At 58.3% G+C, this 22,121-nt stretch carries 17 protein-coding genes; 12 read left to right on the plus strand and 5 right to left on the minus strand.

The genetic code is table 11. The features are described 5' to 3' along the window. Nucleotides 1-27 precede the first annotated feature (27 nt). The 5 genes from miaA (at nt 28) to GS611_RS05210 (ending at nt 7,780) form a co-directional block, all read left to right on the plus strand. Entirely contained in the window at nt 28-921 is an 894-nt protein-coding gene (gene miaA / locus GS611_RS05190) for a tRNA (adenosine(37)-N6)-dimethylallyltransferase MiaA (RefSeq protein ID WP_171632922.1), read from the plus strand. A 353-nt stretch (nt 922-1,274) separates the two neighbouring features. After that, entirely contained in the window at nt 1,275-2,939 is a 1,665-nt protein-coding gene (locus GS611_RS05195) for an ABC transporter substrate-binding protein (RefSeq protein ID WP_171632924.1), read from the plus strand. A 136-nt stretch (nt 2,940-3,075) separates the two neighbouring features. Then, a complete protein-coding gene (locus GS611_RS05200; RefSeq protein WP_171632927.1) occupies nt 3,076-4,122 on the plus strand; it encodes an ABC transporter permease in 1,047 nt (348 codons plus the stop codon). Nucleotides 4,123-4,135: 13 nt separating this feature from the next. Then, complete coding sequence (locus GS611_RS05205) at nt 4,136-5,599, plus strand: ABC transporter permease (protein ID WP_171632930.1); 1,464 nt, start codon at nt 4,136-4,138, stop codon at nt 5,597-5,599. A 93-nt stretch (nt 5,600-5,692) separates the two neighbouring features. Further along, the gene (locus GS611_RS05210; RefSeq protein ID WP_152457768.1) at nt 5,693-7,780 is read left to right on the plus strand and encodes an ABC transporter ATP-binding protein; all 2,088 of its coding nucleotides are present in this window, start codon (nt 5,693-5,695) and stop codon (nt 7,778-7,780) included. A gap of 119 nt (nt 7,781-7,899) precedes the next feature. Here the strand turns inward: GS611_RS05210 and GS611_RS05215 are convergent, their stop codons facing one another. The 3 genes from GS611_RS05215 to GS611_RS05225 all read right to left on the minus strand — a co-directional run bounded on the left by GS611_RS05215 (nt 7,900) and on the right by GS611_RS05225 (nt 10,655). Further along, nucleotides 7,900-8,886, minus strand: a complete 987-nt coding sequence (locus GS611_RS05215; RefSeq protein WP_171632932.1) for an MBL fold metallo-hydrolase — start codon at nt 8,884-8,886, stop codon at nt 7,900-7,902. Between the two features lie 130 nt (nt 8,887-9,016). Continuing rightward, on the minus strand, nt 9,017-9,979 hold the full coding sequence (locus tag GS611_RS05220) for a LuxR C-terminal-related transcriptional regulator (RefSeq protein WP_171632933.1): 963 nt from the start codon (nt 9,977-9,979) through the stop codon (nt 9,017-9,019). 97 nt (nt 9,980-10,076) lie between these two features. Beyond that, nucleotides 10,077-10,655, minus strand: a complete 579-nt coding sequence (locus GS611_RS05225; RefSeq protein WP_171632935.1) for a lytic transglycosylase domain-containing protein — start codon at nt 10,653-10,655, stop codon at nt 10,077-10,079. A 203-nt stretch (nt 10,656-10,858) separates the two neighbouring features. Between GS611_RS05225 and ssb the strand changes: the two genes are divergently transcribed. Both ssb and GS611_RS05235 read left to right on the plus strand, forming a co-directional pair. Next, entirely contained in the window at nt 10,859-11,341 is a 483-nt protein-coding gene (gene ssb / locus GS611_RS05230) for a single-stranded DNA-binding protein (protein ID WP_171632938.1), read from the plus strand. Between the two features lie 18 nt (nt 11,342-11,359). Continuing rightward, nucleotides 11,360-12,430: a site-2 protease family protein gene (locus GS611_RS05235; protein WP_171632940.1), complete on the plus strand. Its 1,071-nt coding sequence runs from the start codon at nt 11,360-11,362 to the stop codon at nt 12,428-12,430. Between the two features lie 9 nt (nt 12,431-12,439). Here GS611_RS05235 and aroB read toward each other — a convergent pair whose 3' ends face one another. Beyond that, a complete protein-coding gene (gene aroB / locus GS611_RS05240; RefSeq protein WP_171231767.1) occupies nt 12,440-13,552 on the minus strand; it encodes a 3-dehydroquinate synthase in 1,113 nt (370 codons plus the stop codon). Then, complete coding sequence (locus GS611_RS05245; protein WP_171116289.1) at nt 13,553-14,140, minus strand: shikimate kinase; 588 nt, start codon at nt 14,138-14,140, stop codon at nt 13,553-13,555. A gap of 218 nt (nt 14,141-14,358) precedes the next feature. Between GS611_RS05245 and GS611_RS05250 the strand changes: the two genes are divergently transcribed. From GS611_RS05250 to GS611_RS05270, 5 genes are all read left to right on the plus strand, one after another. After that, the gene (locus tag GS611_RS05250) at nt 14,359-15,879 is read left to right on the plus strand and encodes a hypothetical protein (RefSeq protein ID WP_171632944.1); all 1,521 of its coding nucleotides are present in this window, start codon (nt 14,359-14,361) and stop codon (nt 15,877-15,879) included. A 2-nt stretch (nt 15,880-15,881) separates the two neighbouring features. Beyond that, nucleotides 15,882-16,838, plus strand: a complete 957-nt coding sequence (locus tag GS611_RS05255) for a site-specific tyrosine recombinase XerD (RefSeq protein WP_171632947.1) — start codon at nt 15,882-15,884, stop codon at nt 16,836-16,838. Nucleotides 16,839-16,901: 63 nt separating this feature from the next. Continuing rightward, nucleotides 16,902-18,209 (plus strand): HlyC/CorC family transporter, encoded by a 1,308-nt coding sequence (locus tag GS611_RS05260; RefSeq protein WP_171632949.1) that lies wholly within the window; start codon nt 16,902-16,904, stop codon nt 18,207-18,209. A gap of 414 nt (nt 18,210-18,623) precedes the next feature. Beyond that, nucleotides 18,624-21,041: an FAD-dependent oxidoreductase gene (locus GS611_RS05265; protein WP_171632952.1), complete on the plus strand. Its 2,418-nt coding sequence runs from the start codon at nt 18,624-18,626 to the stop codon at nt 21,039-21,041. Between the two features lie 31 nt (nt 21,042-21,072). Then, entirely contained in the window at nt 21,073-21,672 is a 600-nt protein-coding gene (locus GS611_RS05270) for an NTP transferase domain-containing protein (protein WP_171632956.1), read from the plus strand. Nucleotides 21,673-22,121 lie beyond the last annotated feature (449 nt).

A 22,121-nucleotide genomic window follows, 5' to 3' on the forward strand; every position in this document is an offset into this window, starting at 1 on the left:
GGTTGGTGAGGATAGAGGCAACCGCGCATGACCCGGCGATCAACAGACCTGCTTTTTCGGCAACTGCCGCCTGTTCCGGACGACAAGCCGGTTCTGATCGCGGGGCCCACGGCGTCCGGGAAATCAGCACTGGCTCTGGAGATCGCCGAACGGCATGGCGGGGTTATCGTCAATGCGGATGCGAGTCAGGTTTATGACTGCTGGCGCGTCATCTCGGCCCGGCCGTCCGCCCAGGAAGAAGCCCGCGCGCCGCATCTGTTGTACGGGCACGTCGCCTATGATCAGGATTATTCTACCGGCCATTGGCTGCGAGAGGTCCTGCCTCTGTTAACGGGGCACCAGCGCCCGATCATTGTCGGTGGGACCGGATTGTATTTCTCGGCCCTGACCGAAGGCATGGCCCAAATTCCTGCGACGCCACCCGAAGTTCGGGCCGAGGCCGATCAGATGCCCATGGTAGACCTTCTGGAGGGGGTCGATGCAGACACGCTTGCAAAGCTGGACATACACAACCGTGCCCGCGTGCAACGCGCATGGGAGGTGCAGCGCGCCACAGGTCGCAGCCTGTTGTCGTGGCAAGCCGAAACGCCCCCACCGGCACTTCCGCTGAACGAGACCCTGCCGATCGTTTTTGACGTTGATAAAGCATGGCTGCTGAACAGGATAGAACGCCGCTTTGACCAGATGCTGGAACAGGGCGCGATCGAGGAAGTGCGTGCCATGCAGGACCGGTTCGATCCCACCCTTCCGTCCTGCAAGGCCATAGGCGTGCCGGAACTCAGGGCATATCTGGACGGCGCGATGACTTTGGATCAGGCGCGAGAGCGCGCAACCATAGCGACGCGGCAGTTCGCCAAGCGTCAGCGCACCTGGTTTCGCGCCCGAATGAAGGCCTGGAATCACGTCGATCCCTCTTGTTAGTACCCGGCACTTTTGACTCTGCAAAAGCAAGGCGCCGCCAAGTCTCAAAGCTTAAGAGAACTTAATGATTTGCTGCGATTTCCCTTAACAAACTAAGAAAATAATGGGGAAACCGGCATCGCTTTGGGCTGCCAGAAGAAATGCTTCTCCACGACTTCAACTGATCGCGAATGTCGTTTTTGTACTACTTATGACGATTTCGAACATTGACCTTATCTGAAATCTGGTGCCGAATAACGACATGGGGATGAACAGAGTCCAAAAAACAAAATCCTTCACTCTGGCGACCGTAAGAAACCGGGTCGCGTAGAGCCAAAATCAATCAACAAAATCAGTGTCACAGGGAGACATCCATGACGAATACCGTATCCACCGAAGACAAGGTGCACTGGGCGGCAGCGATGCACGCTCAGGAATACCGCGACGGCAAGCTAAGCCGAAGGGAATTCATGACACGCGCAACCAGTCTTGGGGTTACTGCCGCAGCGGCCTATGGCATGATCGGATTGCCGACACCTGCTTCGGCCGAAACAGCAAAGCAGGAAGGCGGCACGCTGCGTGTGCAGCAGGAAGTCCGCGCCCTCAAAGATCCCAGAACTTATGACTGGTCGCAGATCGCAAACGTGACGCGCGGCACGCTGGAATATCTGGTCGAGTACAACTCGGACGGCTCATTCCGCGGCATGCTGCTGGAAAGCTGGGAAGTCAACGATGACGCAACCGAATACACTCTGAATGTCCGTCCGGGCGTCAAGTGGAACAATGGCGACGATTTCACGGCTGACGACGTTGCCCGCAACATCGCGCGCTGGTGTGACAAGAGCTCGGAAACCAACTCGATGGCGGGCCGCTTTGCAACCCTGATTGACGCGGATACCGGTCAGGCCGGTGAGGGTGTCATCGAAGTCGTCGACGCAACCACGGTCAAACTGAACCTGCCAAAGCCGGATATCACCCTTATTCCGGGCATGGCCGACTATCCCGGCGCGATTGTTCACAGCTCGTTCAGCGAGACTGACCTGCTGAACAATGTGGGAACCGGCCCATATCTGATGGACGAACTTGAGGTTGGCGTTAAAGCCGTTCTGGTTCGCAACCCGGATCACACCTGGTGGGGCGAAGAAGTGTACGGCCGCCCTGCCCTGGACCGTATCGAGTACATCGACTACGGAACCGACCCTTCTGCCTGGTTGGCAGCGTTGGAATCCGACGAAGTCGACATGCTGTATGAATCGGTGGGTGAATTCATCGACGTGATGGACGGGCTTGGCTATGTGAAGTCAGAAGTGGTGACCGCCGCGACCATCGTTATTCGTCCCAACCAGCTGGCCGAGATCGACGGGCAAAAGCCTTATGCGGACAAACGTGTCCGGCAAGCCCTTCAGATGGCCGTAGACAATTCAGTTTGTCTGGAACTGGGCTATGGCGGTCGCGGAGCGCCGGCGGAAAACCATCACGTGGCGCCGCTGCATCCGGAATACGCCGAGCTTCCGCCGCAAAAGGTTGATCCCGCAGCAGCCAAGGCGTTGATGGACGAAGCCGGTTTCGGAGATTTCGAGCACGAGATCATCTCGATCGACGATGACTGGCGTCGCAACACCACAGATGCCGTTGCCGCGCAACTGCGCGATGCCGGGATCAAGGTCAAGCGGACCGTTCTGCCGGGCAATACCTTCTGGAACGACTGGGCCAAGTACCCGTTCAGCTCGACCAACTGGAACCCGCGTCCGTTGGGTGTTCAGATTTGGGCGCTTGCTTATCGTACGGGCGAAGCCTGGAACGAGTTCGGCTATGCTAGCCCCGAGTTTGACGCCATTCTGGAAGAGGCGCTGGCCATTGCCGACGCGGACAAGCGTCGCGAAGTCATGGCGCGTGGCGAAGCACTGCTTCAGGAAGATGGGGTTACTATTCAGCCCTATTGGCGCTCGCTCTATCGCCACATGAAAGAGGGTCTTGTTGGAACCGACATGCATGTGACCTTCGAACACCATCACTACAAGTGGGGCTGGGCTGCCTAAGCACTGCAATCCACACACGAGGGGCGCCTGACACGGGCGCCCCTTTCCAGCCGCAGACTTGCCGACGCGGGGTCGGACGTCCGAGGCCAGAAAATGGTCCAATGATCTGCGGAATACCTGAACAACAGGGGCCACCATGGGACTATTCATCCTACGACGGTTCGGAGTGATGCTGCTTACGGCATTATGTCTGACATTCGTCGTCTTTTTCCTGACCAACCTATACCCGAACCTTGAAAAGCTGGCGAAAACGCAGGGCAACCAGCGTATGTCGGATGAGCAGGTCGAAGCCTGGTTGGAAAACCGCGGCTACTTGCAGCCGACGCTCGTGAAATACGGCCAATGGCTGGGCGTGATGCCCGGGTTCCAGAATACCCTGGAAGACGGCCAGTTCGTGGGAACCTGCACAAGGCCCGGTTCGACGGCAGAGGACACGGCAAGATATTGCGGTGTTCTTCAGGGCGATTGGGGATACTCGACCGTTTTCAAGGAAGAAGTCGGAACCATCGTTGGCAAGCGTTTGGGCAATACAGGATACCTGATGTTCTGGGTTCTGGTCCTGATGGTGCCTTCCGCCCTGATCGTTGGTGTTCTGGCCGGGATGCGAGAGGGATCGGCCCTGGATCGATCATTGTCGACCTTCTCGATCGTCACGACAGCGACACCGGAATACGTATCGGGCGTTATCTTCATCGCGATCTTTACCTCGTCCACCGTGGGGCTGAAATGGTTCAAAGGAACCGCGACTCAAGCGATGGAGAACCCGACATTCGAGAACTTCTTTCTGCCGGTTCTCACCATTGCGCTGTACGGTATGGGCTATATCGCCCGGATGACCCGCGCTTCGATGACTGAAGTGATGACTGCGCAATACATCCGGACCGCACGGCTGAAAGGTGTCTCGTTCCCGAACATCGTCATGAAACACGCCTTGCGCAACGCATTGATCGCGCCATTCACGGTTATCATGTTGCAGTTCCCGTGGCTGCTGAACGGCGTGGTGATTGTTGAAACCCTGTTCAACTACAAGGGTTTCGGCTGGGCGCTGGTTCAGGCCGCTGGCAACAACGACATCCAGCTTCTGCTGGCGATTTCGGTCGTGTCGGTCTTTGTGGTTCTGATAACGCAGCTGATCTCGGATATCGGCTACGTTTACCTCAACCCGCGCATTCGCATTTCATAAGGAGGGTGAGATTATGGAACCACTAACCTGGACCGGCTCTATCGCCTTCCTGAACCCGCTGCTGATGATTGCACTGGCAGCACTTTTCCTGTCGATCCTGGTCTGGATCATCGCCAGTATCTTTTTGCCTGAACAGCAGATTGTCGTGAATCCGGATGGATCCGTCAGTTCTGGCGGCGGTGTCCGTGGATTGATCCAGCTTGTGCTGCATTACAGTTTCCTTGCCAGCGTGGGATTGGCCGTGGCTTATCTGGTGCTGGGCATCCTGATGGGCACTGGTGCAGGGATCATCGGCGCCATTTCCCAGCAATTCCTGCCCGTATGGGTCGCGCTGATCATCATGTTCGCCATGTCCATCGCCTTCAAACGACGGTTGGGGTTGTACGGCAAACTGTATGACAGCCCCATCGGAATGATCGGCTTTGGCCTTGTGATGTTCTGGGTCTTTACCGGCATCTTCGGCGCGCTTGATCTGATCGTGACCCATGACCCGCTGACACAGATCTCTGGCATGAAGAACAAAGTGCCGGGAACACCTCTGCCGAATCTGGAGGACGGCGAGTATGCCTGGTATCTTCTGGGCGGTGACAATCTGGCGCGAGACGTATTCAGCCGGATGGTCAAGGGGGCCTGGGTCGTGGTGCAGATTGCACCGCTGGCAACGATGTTCGCCTTCATGGTCGGCATTACGCTGGGGCTTCCCGCCGGCTACTATGGGGGACGTTTTGATACGTTCCTGTCCTTCCTCGCCAACCTGATCCTCGCCTTTCCGGTGATCCTGCTGTTCTACCTGCTGGTGACGCCAGAGATCGTGGCGACCGGGGTGCCGAACTACATGGCGGCCGTGCTGTTCGTGTTTCCGATCCTGTTCATCGGCGTATTGCTGAATTCGCGCTATTACACGCGCCCGAATTTCCGTACACCGTTGCTGATCGGTGTTCTGGGTGTTGCGATCTGGCTGTATCTGTCGCTGATTTCGACCGGTGGCTACATCATCAATACCGACGCCTACCGGATCTGGGGCCTGCCGACCTATCTGGACCTGTTCGATATCCCCGGCGGTATCCTGGTGGTGTTCGTCTCGGTGGTCTTCGTCAACTCGCCCACGGTCTTCCGTATCGTGCGCGGCCTGGCGCTGGATATCAAAACCCGCGATTACGTGGCTGCGGCCCAGACACGCGGCGAAGGGCCGTGGTACATCATGCTTTGGGAAATCCTGCCCAACGCCCGTGGCCCTCTGATCGTCGATTTCTGTCTGCGCATCGGTTACACCACCATTCTTCTGGGGACTTTGGGCTTCTTCGGACTGGGCCTTCCGCCGGAAAGCCCGGACTGGGGATCCACGATCAACGAGGGGCGCAAGCTGCTGTCGATCTACCTGCACCCTGCCCTTCCTCCTGCCTTTGCCCTGCTGTCGCTGGTTCTTGGTCTGAACCTGCTGGCGGACGGTCTTCGCGAGGAAAGCCTGAAGGACTGATGTGATCGAGGCTGGGGGGCCAGCCCCCCGGACCCCCCGGGATATTTTTGGCCAGATGAAGGGGACACCCGCATTTGGTGAGGAGTAAGAAAAATGAGCAAAATGGCGGATTATGACGGCCCGATCCTGGAGATCGACAAGCTGTCCATCTCATTCTTTACCCGCCTGCGGGAAATCCCCGCCGTGATGGATTTCTCAGTCAGCGTAGAACCCGGCGAAGCCGTAGGGTTGGTTGGTGAATCCGGTTGTGGCAAATCGACCGTGGCACTGGGCGTGATGCAGGATCTTGGCAAGAACGGTCGCATCGTCGGGGGCACGATAAAGTTCAAGGGCCGCGATCTGGCAGAGATGTCGGCTGAAGAGTTGCGCGACATTCGCGGCAATGAAATCGCGATGATCTATCAGGAGCCGATGGCATCGCTGAATCCGGCGATGAAGATCGGCAAACAATTGATGGAAGTGCCGATGATCCACGAGGGGGTAAGTCAGGAAGAGGCTTATTCCCGTGCGCTGGAAGTGGTGACGGACGTTCGCCTGCCAGACCCCGAACGGATGTTGAATTCGTTTCCGCACCAACTGTCGGGTGGTCAGCAGCAGCGGATCGTGATTGCGATGGCGCTGATGTCGAAACCGGCGCTGTTGATCCTGGACGAGCCGACAACGGCTTTGGACGTGACCGTCGAGGCCGCCGTGGTTGAACTGGTCAAGGATCTGGGCAAGAAATACGGCACCTCGATGTTGTTCATCTCGCACAATCTCGGGCTGGTTCTGGAAACCTGCGACCGTCTGTGCGTGATGTATTCGGGTGAAGCGGTCGAGCGTGGCTCGATCAAGGATGTGTTCGACGAGATGCAGCACCCTTATACACAGGCGCTGTTCCGTTCGATCCCGCTGCCGGGGGCTGACAAGAACACGCGTCCGCTGGTGGCTATTCCGGGGAACTTCCCATTGCCCCACGAGCGGCCTCCGGGTTGCAACTTCGGACCGCGCTGCGACTATTTCGAAGAGGGGCGCTGTGACGCGAAGGAAATCCTGATGGAGGCCGTTCCCGGAAATGACCGGCACCACACCCGCTGCCTTAAATTCCAGGAAATCGACTGGAACGCCCCACTTGCGCTGGCCGATCAGAAAGAAAAGGGTGAGATTGGCCGAACGGTTCTGAAAATGGACAACCTCAAGAAATATTACGAGGTTGCGGCAAATGCCTTGTTTGGCGGCGGTGAGAAGAAGGTTGTGAAGGCCAACGAAACGCTCAGCTTCGAGGCGCACGAATCCGAGACACTGGCCATCGTGGGGGAATCCGGCTGCGGCAAGTCCACCTTCGCCAAGGTGCTTATGGGATTGGAGACGGCCACAGACGGGCAGATCCTGCTGGACAACCGCAACATCGAACAGGTGCCCATCGAAGAACGCGATGCCAAGACGATCGGCGAAGTTCAGATGGTTTTCCAGAACCCGTTCGACACGCTGAATCCGTCGATGACCGTTGGCCGTCAGATCATCCGGGCGCTTGAAATCTTTGGTGTCGGAAACTCTGAAGCCGAGCGCAAGAAGCGGATGCTGGAGTTGCTTGATCTGGTGAAGCTGCCGCGCGCCTTTGCAGACAGGATGCCGCGACAGCTGTCCGGTGGTCAGAAACAGCGCGTGGGTATCGCGCGCGCCTTTGCCGGCGATGCACGTATCGTTGTGGCGGACGAACCCGTCTCGGCGCTGGATGTGTCGGTTCAGGCTGCCGTGACGGATCTGTTGATGGAGATACAGCGACAGCACAAGACCACGCTGCTGTTCATCAGCCACGATCTGTCCATCGTGCGTTACCTCAGTGACCGGGTCATGGTGATGTATCTGGGCCATGTTGTGGAATTGGGCACCACGGATCAGGTCTTTGCCCCGCCCTATCACCCCTATACCGAGGCGCTGCTGAGCGCGGTTCCGATTGCGGATACCTCGATCGAAAAGCAGCATATCGTTCTGGAAGGCGATATTCCCTCGGCCATGAACCCGCCACCAGGCTGTCCGTTCCAGACGCGTTGCCGATGGAAATCCGAGGTGCCTGACGGTCGGTGCGAATCCCACGTGCCGCCGGTGCAGACGCTGGCGGATGGCCACCAGATCAAATGCCACCTGGCCGAAGATATTCTGGCCCGGATGGAGCCGGTGATCAAAGTCGCGGCGGAGTAAACCCGTTTCTGAACCTTGAGAAAGGGCCGGTCAGGAACCGGCCCTTTCTATTGGCGCCGCGGTTCGTGGGGAGACAGGCGGCGCTTGGGAGTGGCGTGAGTGGCGACCCCGGTAATTCGTCAGCCGGTCATGACGTTGTTGCCGAAATGCATGAATTCCTGGTTCATTCCTGCAATGCCACCGGCTTCAAGCAGAAGGCTGGCACTGTCGAGCATCTTGTAGCTCTGCTGAGCTTTCACCCAGTCGTCGGCAGATTGTAGAGTGGTCAGCGTGTAGGATGTGACCTCATTCAGGTAATGAGTGGGGATGATCACCTTGGGCTGGAGCTTGGATACGATGTCGTTGCCCTGATCGAAGCTGAGGATATGTTCCGAGCCATCAACCGGCAGCGTCAGAACATCCACCCGACCGATCGCGTCCCAGAACTCCTGTGGCGGGTTGTGGCGGTTGTCGCCCCAGATCAGCGTTCGAATGCCGCCGGTCTCGACCAGATAGACGACCATATCCATGTGGCCCACGTTGTTCGGCGGGCAGGCTTCCACACCGAACTCGGCCAGCGCATTGGTCCAGTCATACCATCCGGGCGCGACACAGGCGTGCTTGTCGGCAAAACCGGTGATCTTGATGTCTGCAAACTCGAACTTGCCCACCATGCGATCCAGCACCATGGTCGAACTTGGGCGTTCAATCGCATCGTGATCAAAATGGGCATGGGTCGACAGGGTGATATCCACCGGGATTTGCGGGAATTCGTTGCGGAACCAAAGCCCCCAAGCGCCCGACGGATCATCGCGCCAGGGATCAAACAGCACTGTTGCGCCATTGGGCGAGGTGATCTTGATCGCACAATGACCATAATAGTCGATGCCAACCGTCCCGGTGCTGGCCTGACCCGTTGCGCCTTGCAGATCTATCACGTGGTTGTTGTTGCCCGGCTGTAGCCACGCCTGAGACTGCGCCTGAGCCGGTCTTGCGCCCAGTACGGAAGCAGTCGCACCGACACCGGCAGCCCCCGCCGCCATAAAGAACGACCGGCGAGACAGCCCCGGCGCCAAATGATCCTTGTCCCCGTTCAGGATGGTTGGTTTCAGATCTTTGCGATCCATTTTTGCGTACCTCTCTGTTGGACATATGCAGGTTTTCCACACGTCCCAATCAAAGGTAACAAGCCAAGGCATCTTGGCTCAGACCGAAAAAATGGGGGCGGAATATGGGGGAAACCCCCATATTCCGTGTTCACGAAATCGAGAGCAAATGACTGCGCAGGTTCTTGCTGCGCCCTTCAAGGCCCAGCTTGCGGCGGATGTTGTTGCGGTGAAAATCGATTGTCGATGTTTCTCGGGACAGGGCCTTGGCGATGTCCTTGGTTGTTTTTCCAAACATGACCATCTGCGCAATCTCGATCTCCGTCGGGGTCATTGCTGCAAACGCATCCGTCAGTTTGTCCGACAATGAAGACGTGATCTCGTTCAGGTTCTTCTCGGCCAACTCAAGATAGACATACTGCGCTTCGTCCCCGGAAAGCTGCGTTCGAACCTTTTCCAGATAGGGCAGAACTCGGCCGCGCACCTGTTCGACAATTTCGTGATCGCGGTTTTTGCGTTCGTCATCCAGACTGGACAGCAGGACGCGCAGCGCCGTGTTGGTTTCCTGCAATTCACGGGTACGATCCGCGACACGGGTTTCAAGCTGCGCCAGTGTTTCGTTGAGTTTCTCTTCCAGCGCGCGGCGCAGGTAAACCTCTTGCAACAAAGCCAAATCCGACTCGACCATGCGTGCGAACTGCGCCAACCCTTCGCGGAACAACAAGGCACGCCGGTTCTGCTTTCGATCCAGAACACAAATCGTTCCGAACACCGATCCATCGGGCCATTTCAGCGGCAGGCCGATGTAAAATGTCATTCCATGTTCCAGATCGTCATTGTCGGCCCAATCCGGATCGCAGGCTGCATCCTCAACCACCAGTTCTCCGTCCCGTTGCAATACGCCCTGACAATAAAGTTTGGGATTCAACTGGAAACTCAAACCAACCGGATACGGGTTTTCGGGATGATCCGAAGTGATCAGCACCGCGTGATCCGGTGCGTCGGTTTTCATGATCAGGCTTGCGGGCACATCCGCCAATTCCGCGACCAGATCAACCAGTTGCTGCCAGTTAACCAGCGTTTCTTGCGGGATCTCAGGGTGGTCAACAGGCATCAGGCGACCTCACCAGTTGCTGGACGATACCCTTTCAGGTTAGTTGGACTGGTTGCGTCGGATCAAGAACCGGACGTTCTGCGCCGCGGCATCGGGTTTAACCGCCCCAGATAACCTTCACGTAGTTCTGGGTTTCCTTGTATGGCGGTATGCCGCCATGCTTTTCCACCGCTTTTGGGCCAGCATTGTAGGCGGCCAAAGCCAGTGGCCAGGATTTGAACTTGCGATACTGCCAGGACAGGTATCTGGCCCCACCTTCGAGATTCTGCTTGGGGTCATGCGGGTTGACCCCCAAAAGCTCGGCGGTCTGAGGCATCAATTGCGCCAATCCCAGAGCACCCTTGTGAGACTTCGCGTGCGGGTTCCATCCGCTTTCCTGCTGAACAAGGCGCAGGAACAAGTCTTCGGGAATGTTGTGAAGGCGGGCAGCCTGTTTCGCCAGATCCAGATACTGGCCGCGATACTTGCCAGTATATCGCTTGCCGGTATGCGTACGGGATGTCTTGGGTTTCAACCGCGCGGAGTCGCGATACTGCGTCGCCGCACGGGAATCCAGAATCTTCGACTGCTTGAGGAAGATATCCTTGCGGCTTTTGGTAGACAGAGTTTGCGCCTGCACAGGCAAAACGGCCAGCACAAGGCAGACAACAGAAAACCCAGCAACCCAAGAACGCATCAATGCCTATCCTGCTCGATAAGAAACCAGTCGGATTATAGGTATTCCCACGAAAAATGAAAGCTTGGTAAAGACCAAAGTAAGACTCTTGCCCAACACTGTTGTATCTACTGTTTTCATCCATGATGCAGGCCGTATAGGGTCTCACGAAACAAGTCGCGCCAGATTCGGCGCACATACGCGAAAACAGAACGAGGAATTACATGGCGGGTTCAGTCAACAAGGTCATTCTGGTCGGAAATCTGGGTCGTGATCCCGAAGTGCGGACATTCCAGAACGGCGGAAAAGTATGCAATCTACGCATTGCCACGTCAGAGACCTGGAAAGACCGCAACACGGGCGAACGCCGCGAACGCACGGAATGGCACTCGGTCGCCATATTCAACGAAGGTCTGGTCCGTGTGGCCGAGCAATACCTGCGCAAGGGCTCTAAAGTCTATGTCGAAGGGCAGCTTCAGACCCGCAAGTGGCAGGACCAGTCTGGCCAGGACCGGTATTCTACTGAAGTTGTCCTGCAGGGCTTTGGCTCAACCCTCGTGATGCTGGATGCGCGCGGCGAAGGCAGCGGCGGTGGTTACGGCGGCGGCCAGGCCGGTGGCAGCGGGTACGGAGACCCTTACGGCGGTCCGTCCAGTTCCCCGGCACCGGCATCGGGTGGCATCGACGACGACGAGATTCCGTTCTAGGAAATTCGGAGACACGACATGACATGGTCCTTTTCTCTCGGCCGATTGCTCGGTTCCGAACTGAGGGTCCATGTCACGTTTTTCCTGCTTCTGACCTGGGTGGGCTTTGCGGCCTATTCTGCCGGTGGCCTGCCGGTCGCCATAGACAACCTGTTGTTTGTTCTGGCCTTGTTTGCCTGTGTGGTCGCGCATGAATTCGGTCATGCCCTCATGGCGCGGCGCTTTGGAATCAAGACCCCAGACATAACATTGTTGCCGATCGGCGGGTTGGCCCGTCTTGAAAGGATGCCGGAAAAACCGATGCAAGAAGTGCTTGTGGCACTTGCAGGTCCGGCGGTGAACATCGTGATCTGGGTCATACTGGTCGCCTTCGGAGCAGGAGTGCCGATCGAGACGCTTTCCCAGATCGATTCACCGGGTATCGGGTTTCTGAACAGGCTGGCCTACATCAACCTGCTGCTGGCCGTATTCAACATGATCCCGGCCTTCCCCATGGACGGAGGGCGCGTTTTCCGCGCCCTTCTGTGCCTGCGCATGGATCGCGTCAAAGCAACACGCGTGGCTGCTGTCGGAGGTCAGATCGTTGCGGTGGGTCTGGGGTTTTTGGGGCTGAGTTCAGGCAACCCGTTTCTGGTGCTCATCGCCGTGTTCGTGTTCATCGCCGCCAACGCCGAAAGCCAGGAAGTCGCCCTGCGATCCGCAGCGCGCCGGGTTCTGGCGCGGGACGCGATGATCACGGAATTTCACGCGCTTTCCCCCGAAGATACGCTGAGTACCGCGGCGCAAGCCGTGATCCACACCACTCAACACGAATTCCCTGTATTGGACTCAAGCCAGGCCCTGCTGGGATTCGTCACGCGTGAACGGCTGTTTGCTGCGCTGGCAAGTGACCAACCCAGATCTGCGCCCGCCACGTCGATCATGGACGCGGCGGTCCCCGCAGTTTCGCTTACCACCGGTCTCGAGACCGTTCTGGAGCACTTGCACAACGGCGCTCCGGCCATCGCTGTGGTCACTCGGGGTGGTCGCATGATGGGTTACATCACGCGCGAGAACATCGGTGAACTGATGGTCATTCAGGGGCGCTAGGCTTTTAGGTCAAGCCGTGGCAAGCGCATCCGACAGAACCGAAAGGACCGCATCTTTCGGCACATCTGAGGTCACGAACGCCTCTCCGATCCCACGCGCCAGAATAAACCGAAGCTGGCCATCCACGACTTTCTTGTCCTGTCCCATAAGATCCACCAACGCCTCGGCGCTTGGCAATTCGCCCGGAATATCGGCCAGATCCGTCTTCATCCCCATCGCACGCAAATGCGCGCGCACCCGGCTTGGGTCCTCTTGCGAACACAAACCCAGCCGAGACGACAACTCAAACGCCAGCGCGCAGCCAATTGCCACACCTTCGCCATGCAGAAGGCGGTCAGAATACCCTGTTGCAGCTTCCAGGGCGTGGCAGAACGTGTGACCCAGATTGAGAAGAGCCCTGTCACCTTGTTCGGTTTCATCCCGCGCGACGATGTCGGCCTTCATTTGCACCGAGCGCGTCACCGCATGCACACGGGCCGCCATGTCACCCGAGGAAACGCTTGGCCCGTGCGCCTCGAGCCAATCAAAGAACTTTGCATCGCCAAGCAATCCGTATTTCACGACCTCGCCATAGCCCGACAAGAAGTCTCTTTGGGTCATGGTCCCCAGAACAGAGGTATCCGCCAGAACCAGCGAGGGTTGATGAAACGCGCCGATCAGGTTTTTGCCCTGTGGTGCGTTGATCCCGGTCTTTCCACCGACCGAACTGTCCACTTGCGCCAGCAATGACGTTGGAATCTGCACAAAGCGAACACCGCGCCGCAAAACCGCCGCTGCAAAGCCTGCCAGATCTCCGATGACGCCGCCCCCCAAGGCTACGACGACATCCCGGCGTTCGACTTTTTCTGCAAGCAGCCACTCGACGGCGCGCTCGAAATGCGGCCAGCTTTTGGTTGCCTCTCCGGCGGGCAGCGCCAGTGCGGTCATCTCGATCCCCGCGGCATTCAGCCCGGCGCGCAGCGCCTCAAGATGCAGACCGGCCACGTTTTCATCCGTCAGAACCGCGACTTTTGGCCGGGCCAGAAGTGGTGATATCCAGCCCCCTGCCCGCGTCAGAAGATCCGGACCGATTTCAACATCATAGGATCGGTCACCCAGGTCCACATGTACTGTTTGGTGCATTTATTTGAGTTCCAAAACATCAGGGCGCGCCAACAGAGCGTCGACAACGCGGCCAACCATATTTTCGATCGAGGTCTCGCCATCCGAATCCACTGTCAGATCGGCCTGAGCATAAACCGGCACGCGGGCCTCGTAGAGGGATTTCAGCGTCGCATAGGGATCGGCGGTGCGCAGCAGAGGACGGGTGTCTTTGTGGCGCACACGGTTCCACAGAACATTCAGATCCGCGCGCAGCCAGACGGCAGCACCCTTTTCGGCGATGATGCGACGATTTTCCGGCTGGAGAAACGCCCCCCCACCCGTTGAAAGAATGCCTTTTTGTTCATCCAGCAAGCGCCCGATGACCTGCGATTCCTTGGTGCGAAAGAAAGGTTCGCCGTCACGCTCAAAGATTTCAGGAATGGTCATGTTGGCGGCTGATTCGATCTCGGCATCGCTGTCCAGAAACGGAACACCCAGACGTGCGGCCAACGCGCGACCCACCGCTGTCTTGCCAGCCCCCATCATACCCACCAGAACCACGGTTTTGTGCAGATCAAAACCACCCTGTGTGTCTGTCGAATGTGTGTTATGCTTAATTTCGCTCATTTAAACGTGAATGACGTGATCTTGGAAAAAATGCCAGTTATAACTTGGCCAAAATCAAAAATTGAGGCAGCGTGGGGCCATGGGCCGACTGATCAAATTCCTGATATATGTTCTTTGCCTGGTGTTCATTGGGCTCGTCGCCTACGCCTATGTTGGCCCATTCTTTGGCGCGGATTTTTCTGCGCCTCAAAGTGAAATCCGCGAACCGGTCGTATTGGATGTCAACTAAACAGGCGTTGTTGGCGGTCTTTCTGGCGGGATCGGCACATGCGCAAACCCCGTTATCAGCGATCGAATGGCTTGCGGATCCGCCAGAAAACCTGCCCGGAACCGTATTGCTGGAACCGCCGGTGGCACAGAACGGCGGATTGCCCGAAATTGAGGTCACGCCGCTTGAAGCGTTGTCGCAACCTTTGGGCTTGGTCGCATCATCCGTCACCGGGTTGCCCGTGGATTTGTGGCAAGGCAGCGATGCGAACCGGCTGGCAGAGCTGATCGCGAAGACGCCCGTTCGCGACAACCCGACCATGCAACGCCTGTTGTTTACATTGCTTCTGTCGGAAACCCGCGCACCGGCGGGCCCTGATGCGCAAGAGATTATGCTGCTGGCGCGGCTGGACCGTCTGATGCAACTGGGTGCGGCTGATCCCGTGCAATCGCTGGTTCAACTGGCTGGGCCGACCGATACACAGGATCGGTTTCAGCGTTGGTTTGACGCAACGCTGCTGACCGGTGATGAGGATCGCAGCTGCACCGCCCTTATCGCCGATCCGCACCTGTCAAAGGACTACGCCGCGCAAGTGTTCTGTAAAGCCCGACGCGGAGATTGGGCATCGGCCGCGTTGACGCTTGAGGCAGCGCATGCCCTGAACATCCTGCCGCCGGCAGAGCTGGCGGTTCTGGATCGTTTTCTAAGCCCTGAACTCTATGAAGGCGCGGCTTATCTGCCCCAACCTGAAAACCCGGATCCATTGAGTTTCCGACTGTTCGAAGCGATCGGAGAACGGCTTCCTTCCGCCTCGTTGCCACGCGCTTTCGCCAACGCGGATCTTCGGGATGTGGCCGGATGGAAAGCGCAGATCGAAGCCGCCGAACGGCTTACACGCATTGGCGCTTTGACGCCCAATCAATTGCTTGGACTTTATACCGAAAGGTCCCCGGCAGCGTCCGGTGCAGTTTGGGACAGGGTCGCGGCCATCCAACGATTTGAAAGCGCGCTGGATACGCGAAACGCTGAAGCCATCGGAAAAACGCTGCCGGCGGTCTGGCAGCAGATGCGCAGCGTCGGGCTTGAAGTGCCCTTCGCCGAATTGTTCGCCGAGCGTCTGTCAAAGGTTTCGCTGTCGGTGCCGGCGACTGAAAACCTGCGCTGGCGCATTCTGATGCTGTCTGGCCTGTACGAACAGGCTGCGCAATCAGCGCCGGACAACTCGATCGATACCCTGTTTCTTGCGGCGCTGGCGCAGGGTGATCCGGGGCGGGCGGTTTCTCCTTCTCCGTTGGCCGACGCGGTTTCTCAGGGGTTTGCATGGGCGGCACCCGTACCCAACGACATCGACGCCTTGCTGGACAATGGTCAACTTGGTGAAGCCATACTGGAAGCCATGCAGTTGTTTGCGCATGGTGCACGGGGCAATCTGGTGGATCTGACCGCAGCAATCGCAACCTTCCGACGCGTGGGCCTGGAAGACACCGCGCGGCGTGCCGCGCTGAGCCTGTTGATCCTGCAAGAGCGCTGAAGATGGCTATTCCGGCGACAAATGAGCTATGGATTTCGACCTTTCTACAGGCCCAGGCGGCGGAACTTGGCGCGGCGACAAACACGTTGCTGGCCTATGGCCGCGATCTGAAAGACTTTGCATCCTGGTTGCAGCAGAGGGGATCCGGATTCGATCAGGCAGATCGTGATCAGATCGAGGCCTATCTGATCGACTGCCAGGCACAGGGCTTGTCACGTTCCACCCGCGCGCGGCGATTGTCGGCGATAAAACAGCTGTACCGCTTTGCGTTCGAGGAAGGCTGGAACGAGACGAACCCCGCCATCCAGATCAAAGGTCCGGGGCGGCAGAAGCGACTGCCCAAAACGCTGGACGTGCCCGAAGTCGACCGTCTTCTGGCAGCCGCCCGACAAACCGGGCGCAGCAAGGGCGATCGCATACGCAATACCTGTTTGATGGAAGTTCTGTACGCCACCGGGATGCGTGTGACCGAACTTGTGTCCCTGCCCGTTTCCTCGGCCCGTGGCGATCCCCGTATGTTGCTGGTGATGGGCAAAGGCGGCAAGGAACGCATGGTACCCCTGTCCCCACCGGCGCGGGATGCTTTGGCTGCCTGGTTGATCGCGCGGGACCAAGCCGAAGACCAGACCGTCGAGAAAGGCGGTCAAAGATCCCGTTTTCTGTTTCCGTCGCGCGGCAAATCCGGCCACCTGACGCGGCACAGGTTCTTTCTGCTGGTCAAGGAACTGGCCGTTCAGGGTGGCGTTTCACCCGAGAAAGTCACCCCGCATACCCTGCGCCACGCCTTTGCCACGCATCTGCTGGCCAACGGCGCGGATCTGCGTTCGATCCAGACCTTGTTGGGTCATGCCGACGTTGCAACGACCGAGATTTATACTCATGTTCTGGATGAACGGCTGTCGGAACTGGTGTTGCAACACCACCCGCTGAGCAAAGACCCTGACGAAGACCGGGGCTAAGCCCTTGATCCAGCAGCGCGGCATCCCCATAACGGATGCGTCACCCTAACCCACCAAGGACCAATGGAACCCTCATCTTCTCTGATCGACAGCACATTCTGGATTACGTCAGGCGCGATCCTCTTGTTGCTCGTTTTGTCCGGCTTTTTCTCGGGTTCGGAAACGGCGCTTACAGCTTCGTCTCGCGGAAAACTGCGGGCGCAGGCCGACAAGGGATCACGGGGCGCAAAAAAGGCGCTGGAAATCACCGATGACAATGAACGCCTGATCGGCTCGGTTCTTCTGGGCAACAACCTTGTCAACATCCTGGCCGCCTCGCTGGCGACGGCCTTGTTCACCCGTATATTCGGCGAAAGCGGTGTGGCGTTGGCGACCCTGGTCATGACTTTGCTGGTGCTGATCTTTGCCGAAGTGCTGCCCAAGACCTACGCCATCACCAATTCCGAAAAGGCCGCGGCAGCTGTTGCCCCGATCATCAGCGTTGTCGTGACGGTGTTTTCGCCCATTGTGGCGGCGGTGCGGCTGCTGGTGCGCGGTGTGTTGCGCCTGTTCGGCGTGCAGATCGATCCCGACAGCAACATTCTGGCTGTACGCGAAGAGATTGCCGGCGCCTTGCAACTTGGTCATTCCGAAGGCGTGGTCGAAAAGGAAGACCGCGACCGCATCTTGGGTGCGCTGGATCTGGGCGACCGGACGGTGGAAGAGATCATGCTGCACCGATCGAATATCGAGATGATCGACGCCAATGCCGCCCCAGAGGAAATCCTGAAACAATGTCTGCAAAGCCCCCACACCCGTCTGCCTGTGTTCCGGGACGAGCCGGAAAACATCGTGGGTGTTGTCCACGCCAAGGACCTTTTTCGCGCCATGTATGCGCAGGCAGGCAGCAGCGACGGCGGGACCGACCGTTTGGCAAGCTTTGACATCGGAAAGGTGGCAAACGACCCTTACTTTGTGCCCGAAACCACGACGCTGGACGACCAGATGCGGGAATTCCTGCGCATGCACAGCCATTTTGCATTGGTTGTGGATGAGTATGGGTCACTGCGAGGCCTGATCACGCTTGAAGACATTCTTGAAGAAATCGTGGGCGAGATCGCCGATGAGTTCGACATAGACGAAGAGGTGCCGGTAATGCGCACCGAAGATGGCCAGTATCTGGTTGAAGGATCCATGACGATCCGGGATGCCAACAGGGCGCTGGACTGGTCTCTGCCGGATGACGAGGCGAACACGCTGGCCGGTCTGGTGATTCACGAGGCCCAGATGATCCCTGACGTCGGTCAGGTGTTTTCGTTCCACGGTTTCCGGTTCGAGGTCACGGCGCGTGAAGGCAACCGTATCACGGGACTGAAAGTGCGCCCCCTGTAGCGCCTGCGATTTTTCTGAAATGTTCCGCGCGCTGCCCAAGTGCCTGTCGTCAACTGAACGACCCAATTGCACTGAACCGGGCCCGGATATTCCGATCATCGCACAGTTCGACCCAAGCACGGAGCTGGGCGAGATGGGCCAGTTTGATCACCCCAACTTTGTTTCAGCTGTGCAGTAAAGTGGAAAAGCAGCCTTCAAGGCCGAAAAACCACCGGGCGATGTCGTGCTGAACGAGGCGCAGACCGCCTGTTTGTTTGCCCTCGGCTACAGGATTTGACGACATTGGCTGCGCGAGAAGGCTGTGCAAATCCAAAGCTGGTGCAATAGATGACATGCGACACTTGTTGTCGCTAACAGACGAGTAATATCCCCATCGGCTCTACAGTTTTTTCCAAAGTCATGGGGAGGAACACTGTGAAAACCACCTGTCAGGTTGCCGTCATCGGGGGCGGCGTCGTCGGATGCTCGGTGCTCTATCACCTGACCAAGCTGGGCTGGTCCGACGTGATGCTGCTGGAGAGGTCGGAACTGACCAGCGGATCGACATGGCACGCGGCGGGTGGGTTTCATACGCTCAACGGCGACACCAACATGGCCGCGCTGCAGGGCTATACTATCCGGCTGTATAAAGAGCTGGAAGAGATCACCGGCATGTCCTGCGGGCTGCACCATGTGGGCGGCATCACGCTGGCCGACAATCAGGACCGGTTCGACATGCTGCTGGCCGAACGCGCCAAGCATCGCTTTATGGGGCTGGAGACCGAGATCGTCGGCCCCGACGAGATCAAGAAGATCGCCCCCATCACCAACACCGACGGCATCATCGGCGCGCTCTATGACCCTTTGGACGGACACCTCGACCCCTCGGGCACGACCCACGCCTATGCCAAGGCCGCGCGCATGGGCGGAGCCACGATCGAGACCCACTGCATGGTGCGCGAGACCAACCAGCGCCCCGACGGCACATGGGACGTTGTGACCGACAAGGGCACCATCCACGCCGAGCATATCGTCAACGCCGGCGGCCTCTGGGCGCGCGAGGTGGGCGCGATGGCGGGCATCTACTTCCCGCTGCACCCGATGGAACACCAATACCTGGTCACCGACAACATCCCCGAAATCGAGGCGATCATCGACGCAGGCGGCGAGCATCCGCACGTCATGGACCCGGCCGGCGAGAGCTATCTGCGGCAGGAAGGGCGCGGCCTGTGCATCGGCTTCTACGAACAACCCTGCAAGCCTTGGGCGGTGGACGGCACGCCGTGGGAGTTCGGACATGAGCTGCTGCCCGACGATTTCGACAAGATCACCGACAGTATCGAATTCGCCTATCGCCGCTTCCCGGTTCTGGCCGAGGCCGGAGTGAAATCGGTGATCCACGGCCCCTTCACCTTTGCCCCCGACGGCAACCCGCTGGTCGGGCCGGTGCCGGGCGTGCGCAACTACTGGTCGGCCTGCGGCGTGATGGCCGGGTTCAGCCAAGGCGGCGGCGTCGGCCTGACGCTGGCGCAATGGATGATCGAGGGCGAGCCCGAGCGCGACGTCTTTGCCATGGACGTGGCCCGCTTCGGCGACTGGATCACCCCCGGCTACACCCGCCCCAAGGTGATCGAGAACTATCAGAAACGATTCTCCGTCGCCTACCCCAACGAGGAACTGCCCGCCGCGCGGCCCAACCGCACCACGCCGATGTATGACATCTTCAGCGGTCTGGGCGCCGTCTGGGGCCAGCAATACGGGCTCGAGGTCGCCAACTATTTCGCGCAAGCGGACGAGCCGACTTATGAAACCCCGTCCTTCCGCCGCTCGGACGCCTTCGACGCAACGGACCGCGAGGTGCGTGTCGTGCGCGGAGGCGTGGGTATCAACGAGGTGCACAATTTCGGCAAATACCTTGTGACAGGTCCGCGCGCCCGCGACTGGCTGGATCGGATCTTGGCCGGGCGCATCCCCGCCCCGGGCCGCCTGTCGCTGACCCCGATGCTGTCGCCCAAGGGCAAGCTGATCGGCGATTTCACCGTGTCCTGCCTGGGCGAGGAGGAATTCCAGCTCACCGCCTCATATGGTGCGCAGAATTTCCACATGCGCTGGTTCCGGCAGCATCAGGAAGACGGCATAACCATCGAGAATATCAGCGACAAACGCAACGGGTTCCAGATTGCAGGCCCCAATGCCCGCGAGGTTCTGGCTGCCTGCACCCGCGCCGATATCAGCGACATGCGCTTCATGGACGTGCGCCGCATGGTCGTCGGCATGACCGAATGCATCGTGCAGCGGGTCAGCTATTCCGGCGACCTGGGGTTCGAGATCTACTGCGATCCGATGGCGCAGCGGCAGCTGTGGTGGACGCTTTGGCAGGCCGGCCAACCGCACGGCATCACCCCCTTCGGCATGCGCGCGATGATGAGCCTGCGGCTGGACAAGTTCTTCGGCTCGTGGATGCGCGAATTCTCACCCGACTATACCCCCGCCGAAACCGGGCTGGATCGCTTCATCGCCTTTGGCAAGGACGCCGATTTCATCGGCCGCGCCGCCGCCGAGGCGGAACGTGCCAACGGCCCCGCGCGCAGGCTGGTGGCCTTCGAAGTCGATGCAGTCGATGCTGACGTGAACGCCTATGAACCGATCTGGCTGGACGGCAAGGTTGTGGGCTTTTGCACCTCGGGCGGTTATTCGCATTATGCCCGCAAGTCCGTCGCCATCGGTTTTCTGCCAACCGAACGCGCAGCAGATGGGCTTGAAACGAAGATCGAAATACTGGGCCAGATGCGCAAGGCAAAGGTCATCTCGACACCCATGTTTGACGCAGATGGCGCCCGAATGAGGGGATGACTCGGGCTCGGGCTGACGGCATTGTGCTGAAATGACTGAAATACCCATTATCCTTCTGGCGGCTGGCCAATCCAGCCGCATGGGCGGCATCGACAAATTGATGCAGCCGATCAACGGCATCCCGTTGATCGCCCGCTCTGCAAGCGTGGCCTGCGCCGTGGGACCTGTGATCGTCGCCCTGCCCCCTGAACCAAATCCAAGATATGGCGCGCTTGATGGCATGGATGTTCAGATCGTTCCGGTCCGGGATGCGGCAGAAGGCATGAACGCCAGTTTGCGCGCCGCGATCCAAAACCTGCCACCTGATGCACCCGCCGCGATGGTTTTTCTGGCTGATCTGCCCGATCTGACAGAAGCTGACCTGGCAGCAATCCTGAAAGCGCGAGAAACCCATCCCGACAACCTGATCTGGCGTGGGACGACCGAGGAAGGAAAGCCCGGTCATCCGGTGGTGTTTGACAGATCCCTTTTTGATCAACTGTCACAATTGCAGGGGGACGACGGTGCCCAGAAGATCGTGCGAAAGCATCAAAACAGTGTTCATCTGCATCCCCTGCCCGGCCGAAACGCACTGTTGGATCTGGATACCCCGGGTGACTGGAAGGCCTGGAGCAAAAAACATGCCCCCTGAACAAACACGGCCCGGTCTTATCGACCGGGCCGGTGCCCAAAACAGGACTACCACTTTGCTCAATCTCCAAAGCGCGGCCAGTGTGCTTTCAGAAACACCCCGGCTCTCAAACAGCCAAACCTAAACAAGACCCCCTCGTTAACACGCCGTTATCACTTTTGGTGATCGAGTTAGCCGCCAGCGCCCCCTAGCGCTTTTGGCTCCCCTCACTTGGGCACCTTCATCCTCACTTATCCGATCGTTCGAAACAACGTAAAATTGGAAGGAAGGGTTAATTTGGGTCTTGTTCAAATGGCTTTTACGCAACATCGCGCCAACCAGAAATCAACTTAAAGGCGATAGACTGTTTTCACAAGAGGTAGCGATTCGTGATTAAACGCAAACTTATTAGCCAATATCCGTAATCATCCACATTTTTTTTGTGTCAAGCCATGTCTCAACCAAACCCA

The organism is Ruegeria sp. HKCCD6119 (genome assembly GCF_013110585.1).
Lineage (GTDB): Bacteria > Pseudomonadota > Alphaproteobacteria > Rhodobacterales > Rhodobacteraceae > Ruegeria.